Here is a 22,733-nt window from a genome sequence, read left to right on the forward strand (position 1 = left end):
GGGTTCTGACCTGCCTGAAGGAGCAGCGGATATGGATACGCAGGTGATGATGGATCAGGTAAGCAGCAAAGCTACTGCTGCGCCTGACACTGTCGAAGGCATTCTCGTTGAGAAGCGCGATGGTCGAATCGTTGATTTTGATCCTATCAACATCATGCATGCCGTCGAAGCTGCATTCGCTGAGGTTAATGCCGAAGTCGACCCCAAGATGAAGCAGCAAATCCGCAATATGGCGCTGTCTGTGCAGTCTGAGATTCATGACCGCTACACCAACCCGGTCAAGATCGAAGACATTCAAACTTTGGTAGAGCATGCTTTGGTTAATGCTCACTACTACGATATTGCTCGCGCGTACACTTCTTATCGCCTCAACCGCGATATTGCCCGCGCTAAGGCTACCGATGTCAACGAGGCAGTGCATCGTCTGACTTCCAAAGATGAGTCTTTAGTGCGCGAGAACGCTAATAAAGACGCCAATGTGTACGCTACCCAGCGCGACCTTTTGGCCGGTGCAGTCTCCAAGGCTTCGGCCCTGAAGATGCTTCCCAAGGATGTGTCGAATGCCCACCTCAAGGGCGACATCCACTTCCATGATGCTGACTATTCACCCTTTACAGCCGAGACCAACTGCTCTCTGCCCGACTTCGGCGATATGCTTGAGCATGGTTTTGAGCTAGGCAATGCCATGATGGATAGCCCAAAGTCCATCGGTACTGCGGCCACGCAGATTACGCAGATTATTAAAGATATTGCGGGCTCCCAGTACGGCGGTCAGACCGTCAATCGCGCCGACGAGATGCTTGAGCGTTACGCCCGTCTTGACTATGACAAGAACTATAAGATGGCTGAAGCTGTCTTGCCAGACGAAGAACCCATCGAGATTGCTAAGGAAGTAGTGCGCGGATTGAAGGCTCGCGAAGCTGACTGGCTACACATGGATGACCGTCCAGCCTTGGGAGAGGACGCTCCCTTTGATTTGGACGCGCCTGCAATTGTGCGCCAGCGTCAGATTTACGCCAAGATTTTGACCCGCAAGGCCATCTACGATGCTATGCAAACTATGGAGTATCAGATTAACTCCAACCGTGTCTCCAACGGTCAAACCCCCTTCGTAACGGTCGGCTTTGGCCTAGGCACTTCTTGGTTTGCCAAGGAGATCCAGCGCGCCATCTTCCTAGTGCGGATTCGTGGATTGGGCAAGGACCGCCATACGGCCATCTTCCCCAAGCTGGTCTTCACCATTAAACATGGCCTGAATGCAGATGAAAGCGACCCCAACTACGACATGAAGCAGCTGGCGCTCGAATGCTCATCTAAGCGTATGTATCCAGATGTGGTCTTCTATGAGAACCTGATTAAGATTACCGGATCCTTTAAGGCTCCTATGGGCTGCCGCTCCTTCCTTCAAAGCTGGATTAATCCCGAAACCGGCGAAGACGAAGAAGAGGGTCGTATGAACTTGGGCGTGGTCACAGTCAACGTTCCGCGTATCGCTCTCGAATCGCGTGGTGACCAAGACCGCTTCTGGAAGCTCTTCGATCAGCGTATGGAAGTGGCACATCACGCCTTGCAATTCCGTATCATGCGTTGCAAGCAGGCCACACCTATCAATGCTCCCACGCTCTACCAGTTTGGTGCTTTTGGCCGTTTGAAGCCCGGAGATTCGGTTGATACGCTCTTCCGTAACTCACGCTCCACTATTTCCTTGGGATACATAGGCTTGTACGAAGCCACCTCGGTATTCTTTGGCAAGGATTGGATGCAGGACCACACTTGGAATCCGGAGGGCAAGGAGTTTGCTCTTTCCATCGTGCGGCGTATGAGTCAGCTGTGCAAGCAGTGGGAAAAGGCTGAGGGCTATCACTATTCGGTCTACTCCACTCCTGCTGAGTCTTTGACTGACCGCTTCTGCCGCATGGATCAAGAGAAGTTCGGCGAAGTCGACGGTGTGACCGACCATGACTTCTACACCAACTCCTTCCACTATCCAGTGTGGTTGCGCCCTACTCCTATGGAGAAGCTCTCCTACGAGCGCGACTTCCCCTACCTGGCTTCGGGCGGTTTCATCAACTACTGCGAGTTCCCCTCCCTCCAGCCCAATCCTAGGGCCCTAGAAGCGGTCTGGGACTATGCCTACGACATTGGCATTGGCTATTTGGGCACTAATACGCCCATCGACCACTGCTTCGTCTGTGGTTACGAGGGTGACTTCGCACCCACAGAAGAGGGCTTCAAATGCCCTGAGTGCGGCAACGACGATCCTGAGCAGTGCAATGTAACTAAGCGCACCTGCGGTTACTTGGGTAATCCTGTCCAGCGTCCGATGGTTCACGGCCGACACGAGGAAATCGCCCACCGTGTCAAGCATATGGAAGGGCAAACCGGCCATGTGGTCTTGAAAGATGGCTCCACCAAAGAGTGGTTTGACGACGTCGAAGAGTAAACACTCAGCCCGTTGAGGGCTTACATATAAGGCAATCGCGGGTTTTGCTGGAGTTTCGGCAGCCCGCGATTGTCATGCCTAAGGTAGTTGTAAGAGTAGTGCAGGTCTGGTTGTGTCGACTGCTAGCAGATTCTCAGAAAGAGGATAAGACTTATGTCTCAAGGGTTTATCGCTACGGCGAATGCCCACCGCGACTTTGCAGCGGGGGAGAGTGGACGCGGCCCAAGTATTCCCTGCCCTCTCACCAACAATCCCAAGGCAGGTCAGTGGGACGGGCGCAAGCTCAGTCGGGGTATCGTGGCTGACTACAAGCGCTTAGTAATGACCGACGGCGAAGGTATCCGCTCCTCCATCTACGTTTCCGGCTGCCCCTTCCGCTGCGAAAACTGCTATAACGCTTCAATCTGGGATTTTCAAGCCGGTCATCCATACACCGACGAACTTGAAGACCAAATCATCAAAGACTTGGCTCCTTCCTACGTGCAGGGCATTACCTTCCTCGGAGGTGAGCCCCTGCTCAACACCCCCATGCTCCTAGGTTTGGCCCGTCGCATCCGCAAGGAATACGGCCATGGCAAAGACATCTGGTGCTGGACCGGCTACACTTGGGAAGAGCTCATGCGCCCCGGCGAGACGCCCGACAAGGTCGAACTGCTCTCGTATATAGATATTTTGGTGGACGGGCGATATATTGAGACTGAGAAGAACTCTCTCCTGCAATTTCGCGGTTCTTCCAACCAGCGTATCCTAGACGTACCGCGCTCGCTGGAGGCTGGTAAGCCAGTGATATGGGCTAAGCTCCACGATCAAAAGCGTTTTATTCCTGAGCACTACAGCAAAGAACGCGAGCAAGAGCAAGCCCGCGGTTGAGCGCTCCTCTCGGGGCCCTGTGTAGAACGTCTGGCTAACGGGGCACAATAGAGGTATGAGTCAAGAGCAAGACAATACCGCGAAACCCGAACTCCCAGCTGACCTGCGCGTCAGGTTCTGCCCCTCGCCGACTGGCACCCCCCACGTGGGCATGGTGCGCACGGCCCTTTTCAACTGGGCCCAAGCTCGGCACTCCGGCGGCAAGATGGTCTTCCGTATCGAAGACACCGATGCCGCCCGTGATTCCGAAGAGAGCTACGAGCAGATTATCGATGCCTTGCGCTGGCTGGGCTTGGACTGGGATGAGGGCGTTGAGGTCGGTGGCCCTTACGCTCCCTACCGCCAGTCCGAGCGCGGCGACATCTACCGCGATGTGGCTGCCAAACTACTTGAGGCCGGCTATGCTTACGAATCCTATTCCACTTCGGAAGAGATCGAAGCCCGTAATCTCGCGGCCGGTAGGCCCAAGGCTTTCGGCTACGATGGCTATGACCGCAGCTTAAGTGAAGAGCAAAAGGCCACTTTCCAAGCGGAAGGTCGCAAGCCCGCCCTGCGTATCAAGATGCCCGACGAAGACATCGCTTTCGACGATTTGATTCGCGGACATATTGAGTTCAAGGCCGGGTCGGTTCCCGATTACGTGATTGTGCGCCCCAACGGCGACCCGCTCTACACGCTGACCAATCCCGTTGACGACGCCCTCATGCGCATCAACGTGGTCTTGCGCGGCGAAGACCTGCTGTCCTCAACTCCGCGCCAGGTCATCCTCTACCGCTATCTCATGGAGCTGGGTATCGCTAAAGAGATGCCCCTCTTCGGCCACATGCCTTACGTGATGGGCGAGGGCAAGAAGAAGCTCTCCAAGCGAGATCCTGAGTCCAACCTCTTCCTCCATCGCGAAAACGGCTTCATTCCTGAGGGTCTGCTCAATTACTTGGCCCTGCTTGGTTGGTCCATTGGCCCCGATCGCGACGTGTTCTCCATAAGCGAGCTCATTGAGCACTTCGACATTCGCGACGTGAAGGCCAACCCTGCTCACTTCGACATCGACAAGGCTACGGCCATCAATGCTGAGCATATTCGCATGCTTGAGCCGCAAGACTTCATCAACCGCTCGCTGCCGTATTTGAAGCGTGAGGGGTTGGTTTCTGCCGATGCTTGGAATGAGCTCAGCGCTCGCGAGAGGGAAGTCTTGAGTGCTGCCGCTCCTTTGGTGCAGCCACGCGTCCGCCTGCTGGGTGAGGTGGCTGGCATGGTTGGCTCCCTGCTGAGTCAAGACGATTACTTGGAGCCTGAGGCCGATGCTCGCAAGCAGCTCAAGGAATCTGCGGCTGCCGTTTTGGAGCTGGCTTCCCAGGCACTTTCGCCGGTAGCTGAGGCTGATTGGACCACCGACAACCTCCATGAAGTCTTAACTAAGGCTTTGGTTGACGATGGTGGCTACAAGCCGCGCTTGGCCTTTGGCCCTGTGCGAGTAGCTGTTTCTGGCCGCCGTGTCTCGCCGCCGCTCTTTGAATCCATGGAGATAATCGGCAAAGATACGACACTCCGAAGGCTAGATAACTTGCATCAGCACCTCGCTTAACATATACTCTTATTCGTTGTGTTCTTGACTCGTTACCGGGTCATGGCGCAACGGATAGGTAAGCCTCCATCGTCTAGCGGCCTAGGACTACGCCCTCTCACGGCGCCAACACCGGTTCAAATCCGGTTGGAGGTACAAGGTCTGGTAGTAGCTGTGTTCAGCAGCTGCCACGAGCCCATTGGGGTATGGTGTAATTGGCAACACGGGTGATTCTGGTTCATCTGTTCTAGGTTCGAGTCCTGGTACCCCAGCTTTTGTTGTAAATGGCGGTTTCTTGCGGTTGCGAGGAGCCGTTTTTGCGTATACAGGCCGTTAGGTATTGGGGTATGTCTGGCGTACGGGGAGATTCTTATGGGGTTGTGGTCTCAGCAGCGCGAGACTGACCAAGTTGACTGGTCAAGCGATAATGCTGACCAGCTCGATACCCCAGATATGCCTGCTAATCGGGCCAGCTTCGACAGCGCCTCTAACGCTCCTGGTAGTGAGCAGTCCAGCCGCATATTTTGCCCTAAATTACCTATGCGCGCGCCGTCTAAGCGCATGGTCGGGCAGACCTTTCTGATTAACATAACGAGCGCTATCTTCGTGGCAATGGTCTGTACCCTGCCCCTCGTGCGCCAACCCAATTATGCAGCCATGTTCCACTATCTGCGTGGTGGAGACCCGAATCTGTGGAAACAGTTCAAGCCCAAAATGGCGCAGAAGATGCTCTCAGGTGGGGGCGGTACTGGAAAAGTTTATGCTGGCCTTGCAGTGATAGCAATTGCTGCTGTATCAATCGTGTGGGTCTGCGTGGACTTCAGCAAGTATCCCGGGCTGATAGTTGCCCTAGCGCTAGCGAGTCTGGCACTGGCTTTCCTGCTCGAAACGTATGGCCCTTATTGCCTCTACTTTGGCAAGTATTTCAAGTATGTAAGGGCCACGCCGCCCGGTGCTTGGGGATGGTTTGGCCTGCTCTTACTTGTTGACGCTGCGCTGGCAGGCATCTTCGTGGCAGTGCCCTTCGTATTCCCCGTGTTTGCCCTCTTAGGCTATTCTTGGCTGGTCTATGGTAAGGCCATCGTGTATCTGAAAATCTTTTCGCAAGTCCGAGCTTAGGGCACCGCTTGTTTTATATCTCTTTCGCAGATGCGAGCAGTGAGCAAGTGGCGCACTAGGTACATCTCGTGCGACTCAGCTCAGGAGTTGCGGGAAGATGCGGGCATGATGATATTCAAGTCGCTGGGCGTATCGCCTTCGTAGAGCCGCATAGCGTGGTCTAAGCCGACGACCGCAGTCAAGAGGCGGGGGTCGCCCGTCTCGGTATTGGTAATGCGGATCTGGTATTCGCCGGGCCTGGCGAATTTGATGGCTTCGCTCACAAAATTCTGGTTGTTGCGCACGAATTCGACCTCTGAGGGATTGAAACCGTAGGCGCGGCGAATATTTCCGGGGTTAGTGGTGTTTTTGGGGTTGTGCATAACGATGAAATACTCGCAGACTCCGCCAATAACTGCGATTGCAATGCCTACGAACCTCCAAGTGGTCATAAAGCACCAGAGTAAAACGCCCCCAGCCAGCGCTGCCCCACATACCGTAAGTTGGAGGGCCACTTTCTGACTCATGCTTCCATAGAGCTGCACAGAATCGTCCATCGATTGCACCTTTCCCCCTAAAAATTGCTGCCTTCTTTGAGCAATTACCTACCGTTAATGGTATCAATCGCCAGCGCGAGTGGGCATGTTGCTTGCAATTTTGAGTGCTATGCAGATACTTACAAATGAATAAAACTCGGGTGTTTTTGCCGTGTTCTCGTCGCAAGTGTGGGATTGATTACACTAAAGCTCGATTATCGGTGTTTCGGGAGAGCCGTATTTTTCAATACCTTCACTTCCGCCTATACTAGAGATGTATCTACAGTGGCTGGGCTGCCGCTGTCGTGGCGCAGCCTAGTAACTCGTGCGTGCCTAATTGCTGCGACAGCGAAGCGTGAGCAAGAGGTGGGAGTTTATGAAGACGATTGTGGTTCTAGGTGGCGGGTATGCAGGTCTACGGGCAGCCCGGCAGATTGCCAGTGCCAAAACGCACCAACGAATTATTCTGATTAATAAGAATACTTATCATTATGAGGCCACGCAGCTCCACCAAGTTGCGGCTGGCACCCTTGAGCCCAGCGACATCACATTCGATATCAAGAGCGTGGCCCCTAAAGGTGTCGAAGTCATCATCGACGAAGTGCAGCGCATCGATCGCGACCAGCACCAAGTCTTGCTGTCCCAGCAAGAGCCGGTCTCATACGACTATTTGGTCAATGCTCTCGGCTTTGAATCCGAGACTTTCGGCATTGAGGGCGCGCAAGAGAACAGTCTGCCCCTGGTAGATATCAACACGGCTGTTGCTGCCCGCCAGCATCTTGAGCAGACCTTGGCCCGCTACCAAACCAGCAAGGATGAGCAAGATTTAAGCATTGTGGTTTGTGGAGCCGGCTTCACTAGCATCGAATACTTGGGCGAACTGGTCTATCGCATGCCCAAGTTGGCCAAGCAGTACAAGTTCCCGCTCGAAAAAGTCAAGATTTCCTGCATCGAAGCGGCAGACAGTATTCTGCCTATGTTTGAGCGCGGCCTGGCTGATTGGGCTACTAATTACCTGCGTAAGAAGGGCGTTGAGTTCCACACGTCAACGCCTATTACCTCCATCCGCCCGGGCCAAGTGGTCAGCAATGATCAAGTATTCTCGGGCCACACCGTTATTTGGACTACCGGCGTGCGTGGCAGCGAAGTTATCTCAGCCTCGGGCTACCCAGCCAAGCGCAACCGCGTAGTCGTGCAGGAAGACCTCACTGTAGAAGGCCACCCTGAAGAGTTTCTGATCGGCGATGTTAGCGCAGTCCCGGATCCGCAAAGCGGCCGCCTCTACCCAACTACCGCTCAGATTTCGATTGCCCAAGCCAACTGTGCAGCTGCGAACATTGCTGCTCGCTTAGCGGGGCAACCAAGCCAGAAGTTCACCTTCAAGAGCGTAGGGACCGTGTGTTCCCTAGGTCCCTTCTCAGGTGTGGCTCAAATTGAAATTATGGGTCAGATGAAACTGAAAGGCTTAGCAGTAGGAGTAGTTAAGCAATTTACTAACTATCGTACTGTGTTGGAATTAGCTGATTGTAAGGCCATGCTTGCCAGCAGGTAGCCGGCGGCTCGCTCAAGAATCAGTCCAAAAATAAAGAGAAGGAAGGAAGGAAATGGGTAACGTATTGACGTTGTCGCGAATACAGTTTGCGATGACGACGATTTATCACTTCTTCTTCGTGCCTATGACTATCGGCGTTGGTCTTGCTGTAGCCATTATGGAGACTATGTATGTGGTCACCAAGAAGGAAGTGTACAAAAAGATGACGAAGTTCTGGAGCAAGGTCTTCCTGCTCTCCTTCGCCGTTGGTGTTGTTACAGGTATTATTCAGGAGTTCCAGTTTGGCATGAACTGGTCCAATTACTCACGTTTCATGGGAGACATTTTCGGGGCTCCTCTGGCTATTGAGGCATTGGTTTCCTTCTTCTTGGAGTCCACCTTCATCGGCGTGTGGATGTTCACCTGGGACCGCTTCAAGCCGGTCTGGCACTGCGTCTTCATCTGGCTCACCAATTTGGGCTCCATCCTCTCTGCACTGTGGATTTTGACTGCAAACTCCTTCATGCAGCACCCAGTGGGGTTCGAGATCAACACCGAGACGGGCCACGCTCGCCTACGCTCCTTCAAAGACTTAATTACTAATCCGCAGCTGTGGATTGAGTTCCCCCACGTGCTTTCGGCTGCTATCTGCACCGGCGCTTTCGTGGTGATGGGCTGCGCTGCTTGGAGCTTCCTGCGTATGCGTGTGAAGAACAAGAGCGACGTGGCTGCTGTCGAAGCCGACGGTACTCGCGCTGCTAAGGTAGATCTGTTCACTCGTTCCATGCGCATCGCCGCTGTTATGGGCTTGGTTGGTGCCTCCTGCGCTATCTACTTCGGCGATCTTCAGGGCAAGTATATTACTTACGATCAGCCTATGAAACTTGCTGCTATCGAGGGTATCTACGAAGATACCGGCGATCCTGCTCCTTGGCAGGCTGTGGCTCTCATTAACGAAAAGGACCACAAGGTTGAGAAGTCGCTCGACGTTCCCGGTGCTGGTTCCAAGCTCTACTACGGCAAGGATGACGGCTATGTGAAGGGCATGAACTCCGTCAACAAAGAACTCCACGAAAAGTACGATGCCAAGTTCGGCGAAGATATGAACTACTACCTTCCTACTACCGTGCTTTTCTGGGTCTTTAGGCTTATGGTCATGGTTGGCTTCGGCTTCGCACTTGTTTCGATTCTGGTTTTGTGGTTCACCCGCAAGAAGAAAAACACTATGTGGAAGAGCCGTTGGAAGCTGTGGATTATGGGTCTCATGACCTTTGCTCCCTTCTTGGCCACGACTTCGGGCTGGATGGTCACCGAGATGGGGCGCTACCCCTGGATTGTCTACGGCTACCAGACCATCGCAGACGCTATCTCGCCTACGAGCACGGCTCCAAAGCTGCTCTTCTCCTGCATCGTATACTTCCTCCTCTTCCTGCTCATGGGCTCGGTGATGATTTTCTACACCCGCCGTGTCTTGCATCAGGGGCCAGATTACGAGCCAGACAATGGTGATAAGCCGGTTGCAGCCACTGGGGCTACTACTCCAGCTGCTCCCGTTTCAAGGAAGGTGGCATTGGCATGAGCTTCCTACAAGTGATGTGGTTCGGCGTTATTGGTTTACTGTTCGCCGGTTTCCTCCTTTTTGAGGGATTTGACTTCGGCGTGGGCATGGCAACTCGCTTTATCGCCCGCGACGGAGACGAGCGCGCGCTCTTCATGAGGGCTATCGGTCCTCACTGGGACGGCAATGAAGTGTGGCTCATTACGGCTGGTGGCGCTATGTTTGCTGCCTTCCCGCTCTGGTATGCTTCGCTCTTCTCGGGCTATTACATCCTGCTCTTCTTGGTGCTGGTTGCCCTGATTTTGCGCGGCACCTCCTTTGAGTTCGCAAGCCACGCTCTGACTTCCAAGGAGCGCAACATCTGGCAGTGGACCAACTTTATTGGTTCCTTCTTTGCTCCCTTCTTCCTTGGCATGCTGCTCACCTCCTTCATGCAGGGTGTTCCTATGGACGATGAAGGCAATGCTTGGGTCGGTTTCTTCGGTGTCTTCAACTGGCTTTCGGTAGTCGGCGGCATTGCAGTAGTATTCTTCTGCTTCCTGCACGGCCTGCACTTCTTGAGCCTCAAGTTGGGCCCCGGCGACTCTCGCAGGATGCTCAACACCACGGCTAAGCTCTACTGGATTGCCTACCCGGCTCTGGTGGTTTTCGTGGTTCTCTCCATGTTCATGACGGACTTCTACAGCGCGCGCCCGGTTTCAACTTGGCTGCTCACTGTCGTGGTGCTCGTGGCCACGGTTTGCGCTCACTTGAGCGCTATCAAGCATCGCGGTGGTTTCGCCTTCGCGTCCTCGGGCATTACGCTTATGGCGCTGATTGCTTGGATTTTCAACGGTATCTTCCCTCGCGTGATGATTGCGGACGATCCGGCGAAGAGCCTGCTCATTCAGGACGCATCCGCCTCGCCTTACACGCTCAAGGTTATGACCATCGTGTTGTGCATTTTCCTGCCCATCATGCTGGCCTACTTCATCTGGTCTTACTTCATTCAGCGCAAGCGTTTGGTGTCTGGCGATGTAAGCATGACCGATGTGCGCCCGGTAGTAGTGGCTCACTGAGAATTATGCTCAATTGAGCAGTTTGTTCAATCGGAGAGGACATTCACTTGATAGATAAGAGTCTCTTTCAGTTCGCTGGCATCAAACGTCAAATGCTGGCGCTGGCGGTGCTCTCAATCCTTCAAGGAGCCTGCATCTCAGGTCAGGCCATTGGCTTGACCTGGGCGCTGGTGCAGATTTGGCACCGCCGGGCGATGTCCTCTCTCTTGATTCCCACACTCGCCTTCCTGCTGGCCTTTATATGCCGCCACTTGTGCGAGGTGGGTAAGCAGAAACTGTCGAGCACGTTCGCCGATGGTGTGGTTCGTCAGTTGCGCCCGCAGGTGCAAGAGAAGGTCTTCCGTTTGGGCCCAGCAGCGCTCAGCCAGCGCGGCACCGGTTCTGCGGTGACCATGCTCATCGATGGTCTCGATGAAGTAAAAATGTATGTTCAGACGGTCTTGCCCAAGATGATGGACATGACCTTCATTCCGATTATCACCTTAGTTGTGATTTGGTCGCAGAGCCCGGTTAGTGGCATTATTCTACTGTTTATGCTGCCCCTGCTCTTCTTCTTTTTAGCGATTCTGGGCCTAGCTGCCCGCGACCGCTCCAACAAGCAATACGCCCAGTTCCGCAAGCTCAACACTCGCTTCGTAGACACTATTCTGGGCTTGCCTACCTTGAAAATGCTCGGCATCGCAGACGAGTATGAGCACGAAATTTACTCGGTTTCCGACCGCTTCCGCAAGCGCACTATGTCGGTGATTCGCGTGGCCCTCACCTCTACTTTTGCTCTTGACTTCTTCACCACGCTGGCTATCGCCATGATGGCCGTATTCCTAGGCAATCGCCTCATTAATGGCACTGTAGCCCTCTTTCCTTCGATGCTGGCGCTGATTTTGGCTCCTGACTACTTCCTGCCCATCCGCCAGTTTGGCGACGACTACCATGCCACTTTGGATGGTAAGAACGCCCTGCAAGATATGCAAGCGCTGCTGAACCGCACTGAGCCTGAGCAAGATAGCGAGTTGGAATGGTCTGGCTGGACTGCCCAAAGCCAGTTGAATCTGACTGATGTGAACTTTACCTATCCCGCCAAACTGCGCGAGGATGACCTCACCCAAGTGGGTAAGAGCGCGGGTTCGAGCAAGGATCCGGCAGCCCCCCAACAAGCGGCAGCTTCCGCGGGCGCAGGAGACTTGGCAGCTGAGCAGATAGCGCCCGCCCTGACCGGCTTAGACCTGAATCTGAGCGGTTTCAGCAAGGTAGCCGTGATTGGTCGCTCTGGCGCTGGCAAGTCTACGTTGGTCCAGCTTCTAGCTGGTTTTAATCAGCCCACCAGCGGCTCCATCAGCCTCGACGGCCAAGAACTCAGGCATTTCAACGCTCAAGCCTGGCAGCGTCATATTTCATACATCCCGCAGGTGCCCTACATTTTCTCGGGCACTATCGGCGACAATATCCGCTTCTACGCGCAGGAAGCCGGCCAAGAAGCCACCCTTGAAGCTGCCCACCAGGCCGGGCTCGACAGCTGGCTAGCCCAACTGCCCGAAGGTCTAGAAACCTTGATAGGGGAGGGGCACCGGGGCATTTCTGGCGGCCAAGCCCAACGCATAGCCCTGGCCCGAGTCCTGCTTGACAAGTCGCGCGAAATTCTCCTCTTCGACGAACCGACCGCGCACTTGGATATCGAAACCGAATACGACTTGAAGCAGACGCTCCTGCCGATTATGAAAGACCACTTGGTGATTTTCGCCACCCATCGCCTGCACTGGCTGGCCGACGTGGATCAGGTCATCATGCTAGACAAGGGGCGGATTGTGGCCCAGGGCGAGCCCGCAGAACTCATAGGCAAGGGTGGTCCTTTGGATCAGCTTATCGATCAGATGGGAGGCAACCAGATTGCTGGATACCTCAACTGAAACCAAGACTCAAGCGGCGAGCGGCGAGCAGGCCGGGCGCACGAATTACCTGCGCGTGTGGCACAAGGACCACTGGTTCTGGCCCTATCTCAAGCAGCACAAGGGCTTGCTAACGCTCATTTTCTTCCTCGGTACCATGACTTTCGTCTGCGCTGCCGGTCTTATGTTTACTTCAGGCTACCTGATTAGCCGCTCGGCCCGCCGTCCCTTCAATATTTTCGTGGTCTACGTGCCTGTGGTTTTAACCCGCGCATTCGGCATCGGCAGGCCCGTATTTAAGTACCTAGAGCGCACTCGCAGTCACGACTGGGTCTTGCGTGTGGTCTCCAAGCTGCGCGTTCAGCTCTACCGCACGCTTTCCAAAGATGCGTCCTTCCTTACTGAGCATGAGCGCACCGGCACCGTGCTCTCCATGCTGGCCGACGACTTAGACCACCTAGAGAACTTCTACCTGCGCACCATTTTCCCTACGGTTGTGGCCTACCTTATGTGGCTGGTAGTTTCGATTGCCGTGGGCACTTTCTCGCTGGTCTCGTCGCTCCTGCTATTCGTGCTTTTCGCCCTGATTTTGATTTTGATTCCGCTCATGTCGCTCGCCTTCTCCGACGGACACTATGCCGTGGAAAAAGCGCGCAAGCAAGACGAATACACGCAGGTCACCGAAAGCTACTTGGGCCTGTCTGACTGGGTCATTACCCACCGCCAGAGCGAGTTCGCCGCCACTGGTTCTAAAGACTTCGCCCGCATTATGGACAGCCAGCTGGAGCAGAAGCGCTTCGAGCGTTGGCGCGACTTTGCTATCCAAATGGTCTTTGCTCTTATGGCAGTAGTCCTGCTTGTGGGCTCCCAGCTATTCCTCACCAGCTCAGACACGCTTGCCGACTATGCGGCCGCTGTAGTGCTCTGCCTCTTCCCGTTGGTTGACTGCTTTATCGTGGTCTCCCAGGCCGTGGCCGAGGTGCCCCTCTACACTGATTCGCTCAACCACCTCAATGGCCTCACCGAGCGCGTGGAAGCCCGCCAGTTCGAGCCCGTTCAACAAGTCAAGCTGCAAGAGCCAGTTGCGAGCGTTGACTTTGACCACGTTTCCTTTGCGTACGGCCCCGGGCAGCCAACCCTGCTCAACGACTTCTCTATGCATATCCCAGCCGGTCAGAACGTGGCGCTTTTGGGCCCCTCCGGCGAGGGTAAAACGACTATTTTGCAGCTGCTCTTGGGCGACTTGCAGGCGCAATCGGGCACGATTGCAGTCAACGGGCAGCCGGTCGCAGCCCTGCAAGATTCGCGCCCTGAGATTTTTGGCTACCTGAATCAGCAGCCCTTCCTTTTCAACACCACCATCGCGTCTAACCTTCGCCTGGGCAATCCAGATGCAAGCGACGAGCAGGTCTGGCAGGCTCTAGAAGCCGTCCAAATGGCCGATGTGGTGCGCTCTTTGCCTTCCGGGCTCGATACTCCAGTTGAGGAGGGTGGCATCCGCTTCTCGGGCGGTCAGCGCCAGCGTTTAGCTCTCGCGCGTATCGTTTTGAAAGACACTCCGGTGATTCTGCTCGACGAGCCCACCATTGGTCTCGATCCAGTTACCGAGCGTGAGCTGATGGCCATGATTATGAAGGCCACGGCCGGTCGCACCCTCATCTGGGTCACCCACCACCTCCAGGGCCTAGAAGACGCCGACCAAGTCATCTTCCTAGAAGACGGCCACATAGCCATGCAAGGCAACCCCGCCCAGCTCTACCAATCCAACCCCCGCTTCCGCCAACTCTACCAACTAGACGTAGGCGACCTCCAAGCCGAGTAAAGCAGGCGGTGGGAGAACGAGCAGTTTTAACAGACAAATAAAACTACTGCTAAATTCGCAATAGTTTAGAACCTTGGCAGAAGAGCGTTTTCCCGCGTCGTGTGGATTACCGAAATTTGGGTGCAATGCTTTTCAGGAATCGTCTTAGACCTGTGCGGCGAGCTTGCGGGCTAGGGCGTTGAGGATGCTGGCGACCTTAGGGTTGATGGGGGCACTCTCAAGGGCCTGCTGGGCTTGGCTGATTTCTTGGCGGGCTGCTTCTTTGGTGCCTTCGATGAGCTGGGGGTGGGCTTGTAGGTAGTCCAAGACCTTGAGGGGGTCGCGCAGTTCTACTATTTTATGGAAAGCCGGGTCGGATTCTAGGCCGAGGATGACGGGGAGCGTGTAAATCTGTTCGCGGATGTCTTCCAGCTTGGGCTTGCCGGAGTTGTGGGCCACGTCGAAGTCACCGATGTCATCGATGATTTGGAAAGCCATGCCTAGGTGCTGGCCAAAGTCGTGTGCAGCAGCCAAAAGTTCGGGGGCAGGGGAGTCGACGCTCAAGTGCACGCCGGTGGTGCAAGCCAAGCGGAAGAGCGCCGCAGTTTTGCCTTGAATGGCGTGCTCATAGTAGTTTCGGCTCACGCTGGTGTTGCCGCGGCCGGATTCTTGCAGTAGTTCGCCGCCCACGATTTCGCAGACTGTGCTCGCTTGCTCCTGTATGAAGCTGGTGGTGGGGGCGATGGAGGCCATGATTTCCATATAACGCGACAGAATTAAATCGCCTAAGTAGATGGCGACCTTGTTGCCGTGAATGGTGTGGACTGTGGGCTGGCCCCTGCGAGTGTCTGCCTCGTCGAGCACGTCGTCGTGAACGAGCGTGGCCAAGTGGAGCATCTCGATAGCGGCGGCCCCTGTGACTACTGGGCTTTCGGGCGCAAAGGGTTCACTGCTGCTGCCTGCTTGGGCGCGGCCAAACATGAGCACGAGTGAGGCGCGAATCATCTTGCCGTGGTTGTCGAGCAAGCGGCGGTAGTCCTCGCGATAGGGCGCTACGGAGGTTTCCTCGCTGTGGAGTCGGCCGACAACCTGTTCTAAGTCGGCATCTAGCAACGCCCGTTGCCCGTGTATCATAAGCGACTCAACCTCTCAAAAGTAGGAACGCTCCCAATATACCAACCCGCCCGTTCAAAAACGCCCTCCCGTCGCCCTCCCCGCCCCTACACACCCCAAACTGTGCCCCAACTAACACTCTCTCCGCCCGACCCCACCCTCCGCAAGCCGCAGCCCCCCCCCCCGCCAGACAGACCAGTGGCCAAAAAACTCGCACTGATTCCCAACGGTTGCGAGTTATGTGCCACTGAAGCAAGAAAAGTGGCGGAAAACTCGCAACAAATGTCACCGGTTGCGAGTTTTCCGCCACTAACCGTCTCTGGCCCAGCTGTCTGCCCCACACCGAAGTGGCCAAAAGCTCGCGGGGGGGGGATTGCTGATTCGCGAGCTTTTGGCCTTATCGGGCGCCGACGTGGCCGAATGTTCGCGGCTAAAACTCTGATTCGCGAACTTTCGGCCATTTTTGGGCTAATAATGGCCGAAAAGTGCGCAGATTCGACTGCTATCGCGAACTTTCGGCCGCTAGCGTGGGCTTGGGGGAGGTTTGGTGCGTTTGTGGCGGGGGTGGGCCGGGGTGAAGTAGGGTGGACGTATGAGTGATGCACATCGTCTTTTGAAGACTCTTCAGTCGGCTGAGGCTGGGGAAGATGACCGGCCGCTTTCCGTATCTGCCCGCCTGGGGCGTCTGCAATTCCACCATTCTGGCAAGTTTCGCGTGCTCCAGCTGGCGGATGTGCAGGAGGGGCCGAAGGTTTCGCCCGACACAATTCGGCTAATTGCTGCCGCCTGCGACGCTGCCCGGCCCGACTTGGTAGTCTTTACCGGCAACCAGATTGCAGGCTACGACACTGCTTTTGAGAAAACTTTCCGTAAGCGTCGATGGTCTACGCCCCTCGATTCCGTGTATTCGGCTGGGTTGTCGATGGGCCGTTGGGTGGGCGACGCGATTCAAGGGCTCACTCCGGGTAGCAAAAAGCCGGGTGGGCAGCAGCTTCAGCGCGGCGACTCGGCTACCAATCCGGGCGCGCTTTCAGCTCAGCCGGTTCAAGGTCCGGAGCTTCGCAGGGAGCGCGAGCTGCAAGCCAGCGCAGATGCGGTGCGCCACACCATCTCCCAGATAGTAGCGCCGCTAGTAGAACGCGGGATTCCTTTTGCTGTCACCTATGGCAACCACGACTTCCAGTGCGGGCTTGACACCGACCAAATGGACGCCATATATCGCGAATTCCCGGGCTGCTTAAACCCAGAATCGAACGCGAGCAGTCGCCCAGACCTGCCCCGACCCCTGCCTGCCTCTCAAATGGCTGACCAGAAGGCCTACGTTTGTGAGCCAGGAACCTTTGCCCTGCCCGTGGCCGATGCTCAGGGGCAAAAGCAGCTGATGAGCCTAGTCTTGGTAGATTCGGGCGACTACGACCGCCAGGGTGGCTACGGTTCTCCCTCCCGCCGCGCTCTCGACTTCCTCTTGCAGGTGCCCAGCTTTAACGGCAAGCCCTCAATGGCCTTCCAGCACATGCCGATTCCGCAGTTTTACCAGCTCTTGCAGCCGGTTCCCTCCACTACGGCCAACGCCATCCAGGGCTACCGTTCCTTCGACTCGGCCTGCTATGTGCTCGACGAGTCCAAGACCCTGCCCGGTTCCTTCCTTGGCGAGGGCGTGTCTTGTCCGGATCACGATTCTGGCGAGTTCGCCATCTTGAAAAAGGCTGGTTACTTTGCCCTCTTCGCAGGCCACGACCACCGCAACGGCTTCGTGGGCACCGTCGACGGCATCACTCTGGGTGCTACTCCCACTTGCGGTTTCGGCTCGTACGGGCCTATCCCGGCTAAGCGTTCGGCCCGGCTCTTCGAGTTTGACGTTCGTCACCCCTATCAGCCGCGTACTCAGTTGCTCGAATTCGGCCAGATAGTAGGGCGCCCAAGCTCCAACAAGGCCTACACCTTCGCTATGAGCCATGTGCCCACCTCCAAGGGTGAGGCCTTTGACCTTTTGCGCAAACCTGGTTTGGTGGCTGGCAGTGTGGCTACGCTTGCTGCCAGTTACATTGCGTCGATTGGTTCGCGCTACAAGCGCCCCGAGTGAGCCATCTCCCAGCGCACCACCCTAAGCTCTAACAATTGAGCCTGCCCGGTCGCATGCACCCACTATCAAAGGGTGGGGTTGCGGCGTGGGCAGGCTCAATTATGAATGCGGTGGCCGCTAAGACTAACAGTCTCACTCCCTGCTGGTAATTGACCCTTGTATGGCCTCAGACAGATACTTGCCAGCGGCCATTACAAGCGGTGCATAATGGCGGCCGGGAGCTTGGCTCATGCGTTCCATAGGGCCGGAGATGGAAATTGCGGCCATTACTTGCCCGGTAGCCCCGCGGATGGGGGCAGAAATCGAGCAGACTCCCTGCTCCATCTCATTGAGAGATTCGGCCCAACCTCGGCGGCGTACGTCAGCCAGCTTGGCGGCAGTGAACCGGGCCTTGTGGAGGGCCTGATGGATGCGCTCGGGAGGATCCCAAGCCAGTAATATTTGCGCTGCCGAGCCTGCCTGCATGGGCAGAATAGCGCCGGTTGGTATAGAGTTACGCAATCCGGTAGGCCGGTCGGCAGCTGCTATGCAAATGCGGTGGTCGCCCTGGCGGCGGAAAATTTGTGCGGATTCGCCGGTGCGGTTGCGCAGGCTTCGCAGGATAGGGCTGGCGGCACTCAGCAGTCGATCTTCTCCGGCTACGGCTGCTAGTTCGCTAAAGCGAGAACCGAGTGTAAAGCGCCCGTGTTCGTCGCGGCACACAAACCGGTGTTGCTCAAGTGCTGTAGCCAGTCGGTGCACGGTGGGGCGGGCCAGGCCTGTGGCACTGACCAGATGACCCAAGCTAACTGGGCCGGTTTCGAGTGCTTCCAGGATTTTGACTGTCTTGTCCAGCACACCCACGCTAGTGTGGATGATGTCCTCGTCTGTGCCTAGAGTATCTCCTTGGTCAGATTCGGAAACTGGCATGGCATCTTGGAAGCAGGTATGGACTGCTGCTGTTATAAATGAAGATTGTGCCATACCCTCTAATAGTAGAGTCCACATTGTGAACGCTGGAAGTCCATTATGTTACTTCTAGCTTACATATTCACATTTCCTTTTCAAAACATCCTCTTAAATATGCTTTAAAACCCTAGTAATTAGGCCTTGTGCTGCGCTCGGTGTATCTTTTCCAATAGAGAAGTTCGCGTAAAGGTATGGCGCAAGCGTAAATAATGGGAGTGGTATGAGGGGCAAGCATGCGTTGAGCGCGAGCCAACACTCCAGCACACAATCAGCTGTTAATCCGGCGAAATCTTCGGTGAAACAATCCAACGAACATGCCCAATTGCCAGCTGCGCAGTCTGCAGCTAAGAGGCCGGCGCTTATCTCCCGCGCTCTTTCGCGTCCGGCGCTTGCCCAAGTCCGCCAGGAAGTTTCCTCGCAGGCGGTGTTCGTCTTTCTCTACGGTATTGCTATGCAGCTCATTGGCTATTCGCTCGGCGTTATTATCATCGCTCTCCAGCGCTTTCCTTCACAAGGTTTCTCCTCCTTCGAGCAGGTGGCTTCCAACTTAAGCGGTTGGGCAGCAGTCGAGCTGTACTTAGTTGCCACTGCTACCGCTTTCGTCTTCACCGTTATCTACCGCCGCTCGCAAATTGAAGATCCGGGCCCATACGGCATGTTCCACCGCTCCAGGCGGCCTATGAGTCTGTCTGTTGTCGTTACCTGTTTGGCCCTAGCGCTTGCAGCCCAGTCTATATCTCGTTTTTACGACTTCGTGGTGCGTCAAACCGTTGGGGGAATTGGAACTTCGGACTTCTCTAGTTTCGGCATCGTAGGCTCGCCCTCATTCTCGGCGCCCATGGTCATCTATAGCTGCTTGTGGGGTCCAATCGTGGAAGAAGTAGTCTTCCGCGGCGCTATCTTGCAGGGCTTGAAACGCTACGGCAAGGTCTTTGCCATCGTCACCTCGTCCCTGTTCTTTGCCCTGCTCCACGGCAATATTTCTCAGAGCTTTTTCGCTTTCATACTAGGGATAGTGTTGGGGTTCATCGGCTGTGAATATTCGCTGGTTTGGCCCATTGCCCTACACATAGTCAGCAATATTGCCGCTACATACTTGCCCAATCTGCTTCGCCTCTCACTTTCGGCTCAGGGGCTGCGGGGCCAAGCATTGAACCAAACTCAGCTGGTCTTCTGGTTTGTGATGGTGCTTTTAGGGGGACTGGCCCTGTATTGCAGCCGCCGCTCTTTGCAGGCATTTTGCTTGCGCGAACCACAGCCGCCGAATATATATGCTGCCTGGGGCACTCCCTGGTTCATAGTCGTGGTGGTTATCCAGCTGCTGCTAATCGGTTGGCGGCTCTTGCTGTAGGGCAGCGGGCACTCCTGCTGCGGCTGCGGTTTCGTGCTGTATCTTGCTTCGGGATTGTGAGATTGTGCGCAAGTGTGGTTCCTATTACTGGCTGCGCAGGTGGGGTGGCGTTACACTGAAATGAGTTAAGAAATATTCGCCGCTGGGCTAGTGTGAGCTTGCGGCATGGAAGTGGTTTGCTGAGCAGGTGCGGCAGGCGCAATACATAACGGATTAGCGGTTGGAAAGAGGGGGCAGCTATGAGGCAGCTATGGCGGGCTTCGGACAAACAAAACCAAGCTGGGCAGGAAGCTCAGGCAGTTCCTATGGGCGATTCGGCCGCTGTGGTCGCGTCGACTGCGGCTCCTACAAACTCGGTTGCCCAGCTGCCGCATGCTCCTCTCAAGCAGATTCGCACTACTCTCAACCTGCAATCTGGCTCGCTCATTCTCTATTTGGTGGTCATGCAGCTCATAGGCCCAGCCGTTGCAGTAGCTTTCGTAATGATTTTGCAGAGCATGCGCCACCAGCTCGTCTCTGCTGACACGGCCCTGCGTCAGATTGATGGTCCCTTCGCTGGCTTGATGAATCTCACTTGCGTGGCCACGGCCTTCGTCTTTTGGATCCTGACCCACAAGCGCCAGCTGGCTGACACTTCGACAACCGGCATCTTCCACCGCGCCGAGCACAAGATGACCCCTCTGGTCTTTTGGGGAGCGGTTGCCCTGCTCTTTACCGGGCAGTCGATTTCCACCATTTACGATACCGGTTTCACTTGGGTTACCCAGCAGCTCCACCTCACTGCTTCGACTACCACCGAGGCAATCGAGGCCGCTTCCGGCACCTTGGCTATGTTCGTCTACGCCTCCTTCTTTGGTCCAATCGTGGAGGAAATTATCTTCCGCGGCGTGATTATGAATGCCCTCAAGCGCTACGGCAAGGTCTTCGCTATCGTCACTTCGGCCGCCATGTTTGGCTTCTTCCACTCAGACCTCTCTCAGGGCCTCTTCGCCTTCTGTGTGGGTCTCGTCTTGGGGTATGTGGCTTGTGAATACTCGATTTTCTGGTCTATCGTCTTACACGTTTTCAACAATCTCATCATCTCCAACGGCTTGACTTTCCTGCTGGGTAGTCTGTCTCAGCAGGCGCAAAACTGGGTCAATCTTATCTTGCTGCTAGCGGGAATTGTGTTGGGCGTGCTAGTGCTGTATTTGGGCCGCACCAGCATCGCCAATTTCATTGAGAACAACCGTTCCTATAAGGGCATTTACGCTTCTTGGGGTGGTTTGTGGTTTGTTATTTACTTGCTGATGCAGGTGGGAATCACTGCTATGGAGTTTAGTCCCGCCGGCTTGTAAGGGAGTGGTTTCGCAGCTGCGCTACAGCTTGAGCCAGACTCGGGAAGCTATTCCCAGATTCTGTGTGCTCCTAGTGAATTTGGCTGCGCGCGCATTTTGGCGAGCACTTACAGCCCCTGTGGCAAACTTAAGCAATAGTTAACGGGCGCATATTTGGATGTGTGCCTGCTGAGCGGGCGCACAGTGCGCACAAGAGGAGTTTGAATGGCTACAGTAGACCCCCGCAATGATGTCTTGCACGTCGTTGGTGGCGAGCCTTTGCATGGCAGTATTCACGTGCGTGGCGCGAAGAACCTAGTCTCCAAGGCTATGGTCGCGGCCCTACTGGCTCCCGGCGTGTCGGTCTTGAAGAACGTGCCTCAGATTCGCGACGTGCAGGTGGTTTCAGACTTGCTGCGCCTGCATGGTGTGGCGGTTGATGTCGACGAAGTGGCAGGCGTAGTCACTATCGATGCTCAGCGTGTGCAGTTGGCAGATGTGGCAGACGTTGACACCCTGTCTGGCTCTTCCCGCATCCCCATCCTCTTCTCGGGCCCCCTCCTGCATCGTTTGGGCGAGGCTTTCATCCCGGCTCTAGGTGGCTGCAACATTGGCGGGCGCCCCATCGACTTCCACCTAGATACCCTGCGCAAGCTCGGTGCCAAGGTCGATAAAGAGCACGAGGACGGCATCCATATCACTGCGCCAGACGGCCTCCACGGGGCCAAGATTCACCTACCTTATCCCTCCGTGGGTGCCACTGAGCAGACCTTGCTGGCGGCCGTGCAGGCTGAGGGCAAGACTGAGCTTTCCGGCGCTGCTACTGAGCCTGAGATTATGGATTTGGTGGCTGTCTTGCAAAAGATGGGCGCTATCATCTCGGTAGACGTAGATCGCACTTTCCGCATCGAGGGTGTTAAGGAGCTCAAGGGCTACGTGCACACCTCGCTGACTGACCGCATTGAGGCTGCTTCTTGGGCTTCTGCCGCTTTGGCTACCCACGGCGACATCTTCGTGCAGGGCGCTACTCAGCCCGAGATGATGACCTTCCTCAACGTCTTCCGCAAGATTGGCGGACAGTTCGACATTACTGATGAGGGCATTCGCTTCTGGCATCCGGGCGGCGATTTGAAGCCCGTTGCTATTGAGACTGACGTGCACCCCGGCTTCATGACTGACTGGCAGCAGCCGCTGGTGGTGGCACTGACCCAGGCCAAGGGCCTCTCGATTGTGCACGAGACGGTCTACGAGAACCGTTTTGGCTTTACTAAGCCCTTGGTGCAGATGGGCGGCACTATCCAGCTCTACCGCGAGTGCTTGGGCTCCCTGCCCTGCCGCTTCCAGCAGCACAATTACAAGCATTCGGCAGTGATTCTGGGCCCCACTCCGCTCGAAGGGCGCGATATTGACGTGCCAGATTTGCGTGGTGGATTCAGTCATCTGATTGCAGCTCTGACTGCTTCGGGCCCCTCCACTGTCCACGGTATATCGTTGATTGATCGCGGTTATGAGGACTTCCGAGATAAGCTCACGGCTCTTAACGCTCGCGTGGACTGAGCCGCGTGGCTTAAACGCATAGC

At 55.6% G+C, this 22,733-nt stretch carries 16 protein-coding genes and 2 tRNA genes; 15 read left to right on the forward strand and 3 right to left on the reverse strand.

The window, feature by feature from the left end:
• Window positions 1–31 precede the first annotated feature (31 nt).
• The 6 genes from nrdD (at window position 32) to R8377_RS01260 (ending at window position 5,996) form a co-directional block, all read left to right on the forward strand.
• Window positions 32–2,443, forward strand: a complete 2,412-nt coding sequence (nrdD, locus tag R8377_RS01235; RefSeq protein ID WP_425605008.1) for an anaerobic ribonucleoside-triphosphate reductase — start codon at window positions 32–34, stop codon at window positions 2,441–2,443.
• A 153-nt stretch (window positions 2,444–2,596) separates the two neighbouring features.
• Entirely contained in the window at window positions 2,597–3,313 is a 717-nt protein-coding gene (gene nrdG / locus R8377_RS01240; RefSeq protein WP_317643153.1) for an anaerobic ribonucleoside-triphosphate reductase activating protein, read from the forward strand.
• Between the two features lie 55 nt (window positions 3,314–3,368).
• A complete protein-coding gene (gltX, locus tag R8377_RS01245) occupies window positions 3,369–4,898 on the forward strand; it encodes a glutamate--tRNA ligase (RefSeq protein ID WP_317643155.1) in 1,530 nt (509 codons plus the stop codon).
• A 62-nt stretch (window positions 4,899–4,960) separates the two neighbouring features.
• Window positions 4,961–5,033, forward strand: a tRNA-Glu gene (locus R8377_RS01250).
• Window positions 5,034–5,077: 44 nt separating this feature from the next.
• A tRNA-Gln gene (locus R8377_RS01255) sits at window positions 5,078–5,149 on the forward strand.
• Between the two features lie 100 nt (window positions 5,150–5,249).
• A complete protein-coding gene (locus R8377_RS01260; protein ID WP_317643156.1) occupies window positions 5,250–5,996 on the forward strand; it encodes a hypothetical protein in 747 nt (248 codons plus the stop codon).
• Between the two features lie 80 nt (window positions 5,997–6,076).
• On the opposite strand, the gene R8377_RS01265 is transcribed toward R8377_RS01260, so the two are convergent.
• Complete coding sequence (locus R8377_RS01265) at window positions 6,077–6,532, reverse strand: hypothetical protein (RefSeq protein ID WP_317643157.1); 456 nt, start codon at window positions 6,530–6,532, stop codon at window positions 6,077–6,079.
• Between the two features lie 355 nt (window positions 6,533–6,887).
• On the opposite strand from R8377_RS01265, the gene R8377_RS01270 reads away from it, so the two are divergent.
• From R8377_RS01270 to cydC, 5 genes are read left to right on the forward strand one after another with little or no spacing between them, the layout of a single operon-like run.
• The gene (locus R8377_RS01270) at window positions 6,888–8,063 is read left to right on the forward strand and encodes an NAD(P)/FAD-dependent oxidoreductase (RefSeq protein WP_317643158.1); all 1,176 of its coding nucleotides are present in this window, start codon (window positions 6,888–6,890) and stop codon (window positions 8,061–8,063) included.
• A gap of 52 nt (window positions 8,064–8,115) precedes the next feature.
• Window positions 8,116–9,621, forward strand: a complete 1,506-nt coding sequence (locus R8377_RS01275; RefSeq protein ID WP_317643159.1) for a cytochrome ubiquinol oxidase subunit I — start codon at window positions 8,116–8,118, stop codon at window positions 9,619–9,621.
• Entirely contained in the window at window positions 9,618–10,658 is a 1,041-nt protein-coding gene (gene cydB / locus R8377_RS01280) for a cytochrome d ubiquinol oxidase subunit II (protein WP_317643160.1), read from the forward strand. Before R8377_RS01275 ends, cydB begins: the two co-directional genes overlap by 4 nt.
• A gap of 47 nt (window positions 10,659–10,705) precedes the next feature.
• On the forward strand, window positions 10,706–12,562 hold the full coding sequence (locus R8377_RS01285) for an ABC transporter ATP-binding protein/permease (protein ID WP_317643161.1): 1,857 nt from the start codon (window positions 10,706–10,708) through the stop codon (window positions 12,560–12,562).
• Complete coding sequence (gene cydC, locus R8377_RS01290; RefSeq protein WP_317643162.1) at window positions 12,543–14,363, forward strand: thiol reductant ABC exporter subunit CydC; 1,821 nt, start codon at window positions 12,543–12,545, stop codon at window positions 14,361–14,363. The genes R8377_RS01285 and cydC overlap by 20 nt, the downstream gene beginning before the upstream one ends.
• Before the next feature lie 144 nt (window positions 14,364–14,507).
• Here cydC and R8377_RS01295 read toward each other — a convergent pair whose 3' ends face one another.
• Entirely contained in the window at window positions 14,508–15,476 is a 969-nt protein-coding gene (locus R8377_RS01295; protein ID WP_317643164.1) for a polyprenyl synthetase family protein, read from the reverse strand.
• Window positions 15,477–16,047: 571 nt separating this feature from the next.
• Here R8377_RS01295 and R8377_RS01300 point away from each other — a divergent pair.
• Window positions 16,048–17,538, forward strand: a complete 1,491-nt coding sequence (locus tag R8377_RS01300; protein ID WP_317643165.1) for a metallophosphoesterase family protein — start codon at window positions 16,048–16,050, stop codon at window positions 17,536–17,538.
• A 132-nt stretch (window positions 17,539–17,670) separates the two neighbouring features.
• Here R8377_RS01300 and R8377_RS01305 read toward each other — a convergent pair whose 3' ends face one another.
• Window positions 17,671–18,447, reverse strand: coding sequence for an IclR family transcriptional regulator (locus tag R8377_RS01305; protein ID WP_317643651.1), 777 nt, complete (start codon window positions 18,445–18,447; stop codon window positions 17,671–17,673).
• Window positions 18,448–18,706: 259 nt separating this feature from the next.
• Between R8377_RS01305 and R8377_RS01310 the strand changes: the two genes are divergently transcribed.
• The 3 genes from R8377_RS01310 to murA all read left to right on the forward strand — a co-directional run bounded on the left by R8377_RS01310 (window position 18,707) and on the right by murA (window position 22,710).
• A complete protein-coding gene (locus R8377_RS01310; protein WP_317643167.1) occupies window positions 18,707–19,837 on the forward strand; it encodes a CPBP family intramembrane glutamic endopeptidase in 1,131 nt (376 codons plus the stop codon).
• A gap of 239 nt (window positions 19,838–20,076) precedes the next feature.
• Window positions 20,077–21,174: a CPBP family intramembrane glutamic endopeptidase gene (locus tag R8377_RS01315; RefSeq protein WP_317643168.1), complete on the forward strand. Its 1,098-nt coding sequence runs from the start codon at window positions 20,077–20,079 to the stop codon at window positions 21,172–21,174.
• 204 nt (window positions 21,175–21,378) lie between these two features.
• Complete coding sequence (murA, locus tag R8377_RS01320) at window positions 21,379–22,710, forward strand: UDP-N-acetylglucosamine 1-carboxyvinyltransferase (protein ID WP_317643169.1); 1,332 nt, start codon at window positions 21,379–21,381, stop codon at window positions 22,708–22,710.
• The last annotated feature ends 23 nt before the right edge of the window (window positions 22,711–22,733 follow it).

Origin of the sequence: Bombiscardovia apis (assembly GCF_033095945.1) — a bacterium.
Taxonomy (GTDB): Bacteria; Actinomycetota; Actinomycetes; order Actinomycetales; family Bifidobacteriaceae; genus Bombiscardovia; species Bombiscardovia apis.

What these genes read in the sequence shown, in the direction of transcription:
- murA (WP_317643169.1), top strand. Translation starts at nt 21,379, where the DNA reads ATGGCTACAGTAGACCCCCGCAATGATGTCTTGCACGTCGTTGGTGGC.
- R8377_RS01265 (WP_317643157.1), bottom strand. Translation starts at nt 6,532, where the DNA reads ATGGACGATTCTGTGCAGCTCTATGGAAGCATGAGTCAGAAAGTGGCC.
- R8377_RS01315 (WP_317643168.1), top strand. Translation starts at nt 20,077, where the DNA reads ATGAGGCAGCTATGGCGGGCTTCGGACAAACAAAACCAAGCTGGGCAG.
- R8377_RS01295 (WP_317643164.1), bottom strand. Translation starts at nt 15,476, where the DNA reads ATGATACACGGGCAACGGGCGTTGCTAGATGCCGACTTAGAACAGGTT.
- nrdG (WP_317643153.1), top strand. Translation starts at nt 2,597, where the DNA reads ATGTCTCAAGGGTTTATCGCTACGGCGAATGCCCACCGCGACTTTGCA.
- cydB (WP_317643160.1), top strand. Translation starts at nt 9,618, where the DNA reads ATGAGCTTCCTACAAGTGATGTGGTTCGGCGTTATTGGTTTACTGTTC.
- R8377_RS01300 (WP_317643165.1), top strand. Translation starts at nt 16,048, where the DNA reads ATGAGTGATGCACATCGTCTTTTGAAGACTCTTCAGTCGGCTGAGGCT.
- gltX (WP_317643155.1), top strand. Translation starts at nt 3,369, where the DNA reads ATGAGTCAAGAGCAAGACAATACCGCGAAACCCGAACTCCCAGCTGAC.
- R8377_RS01275 (WP_317643159.1), top strand. Translation starts at nt 8,116, where the DNA reads ATGGGTAACGTATTGACGTTGTCGCGAATACAGTTTGCGATGACGACG.
- R8377_RS01310 (WP_317643167.1), top strand. Translation starts at nt 18,707, where the DNA reads ATGAGGGGCAAGCATGCGTTGAGCGCGAGCCAACACTCCAGCACACAA.
- R8377_RS01270 (WP_317643158.1), top strand. Translation starts at nt 6,888, where the DNA reads ATGAAGACGATTGTGGTTCTAGGTGGCGGGTATGCAGGTCTACGGGCA.
- R8377_RS01260 (WP_317643156.1), top strand. Translation starts at nt 5,250, where the DNA reads ATGGGGTTGTGGTCTCAGCAGCGCGAGACTGACCAAGTTGACTGGTCA.
- R8377_RS01305 (WP_317643651.1), bottom strand. Translation starts at nt 18,447, where the DNA reads ATGCCAGTTTCCGAATCTGACCAAGGAGATACTCTAGGCACAGACGAG.
- nrdD (WP_425605008.1), top strand. Translation starts at nt 32, where the DNA reads ATGGATACGCAGGTGATGATGGATCAGGTAAGCAGCAAAGCTACTGCT.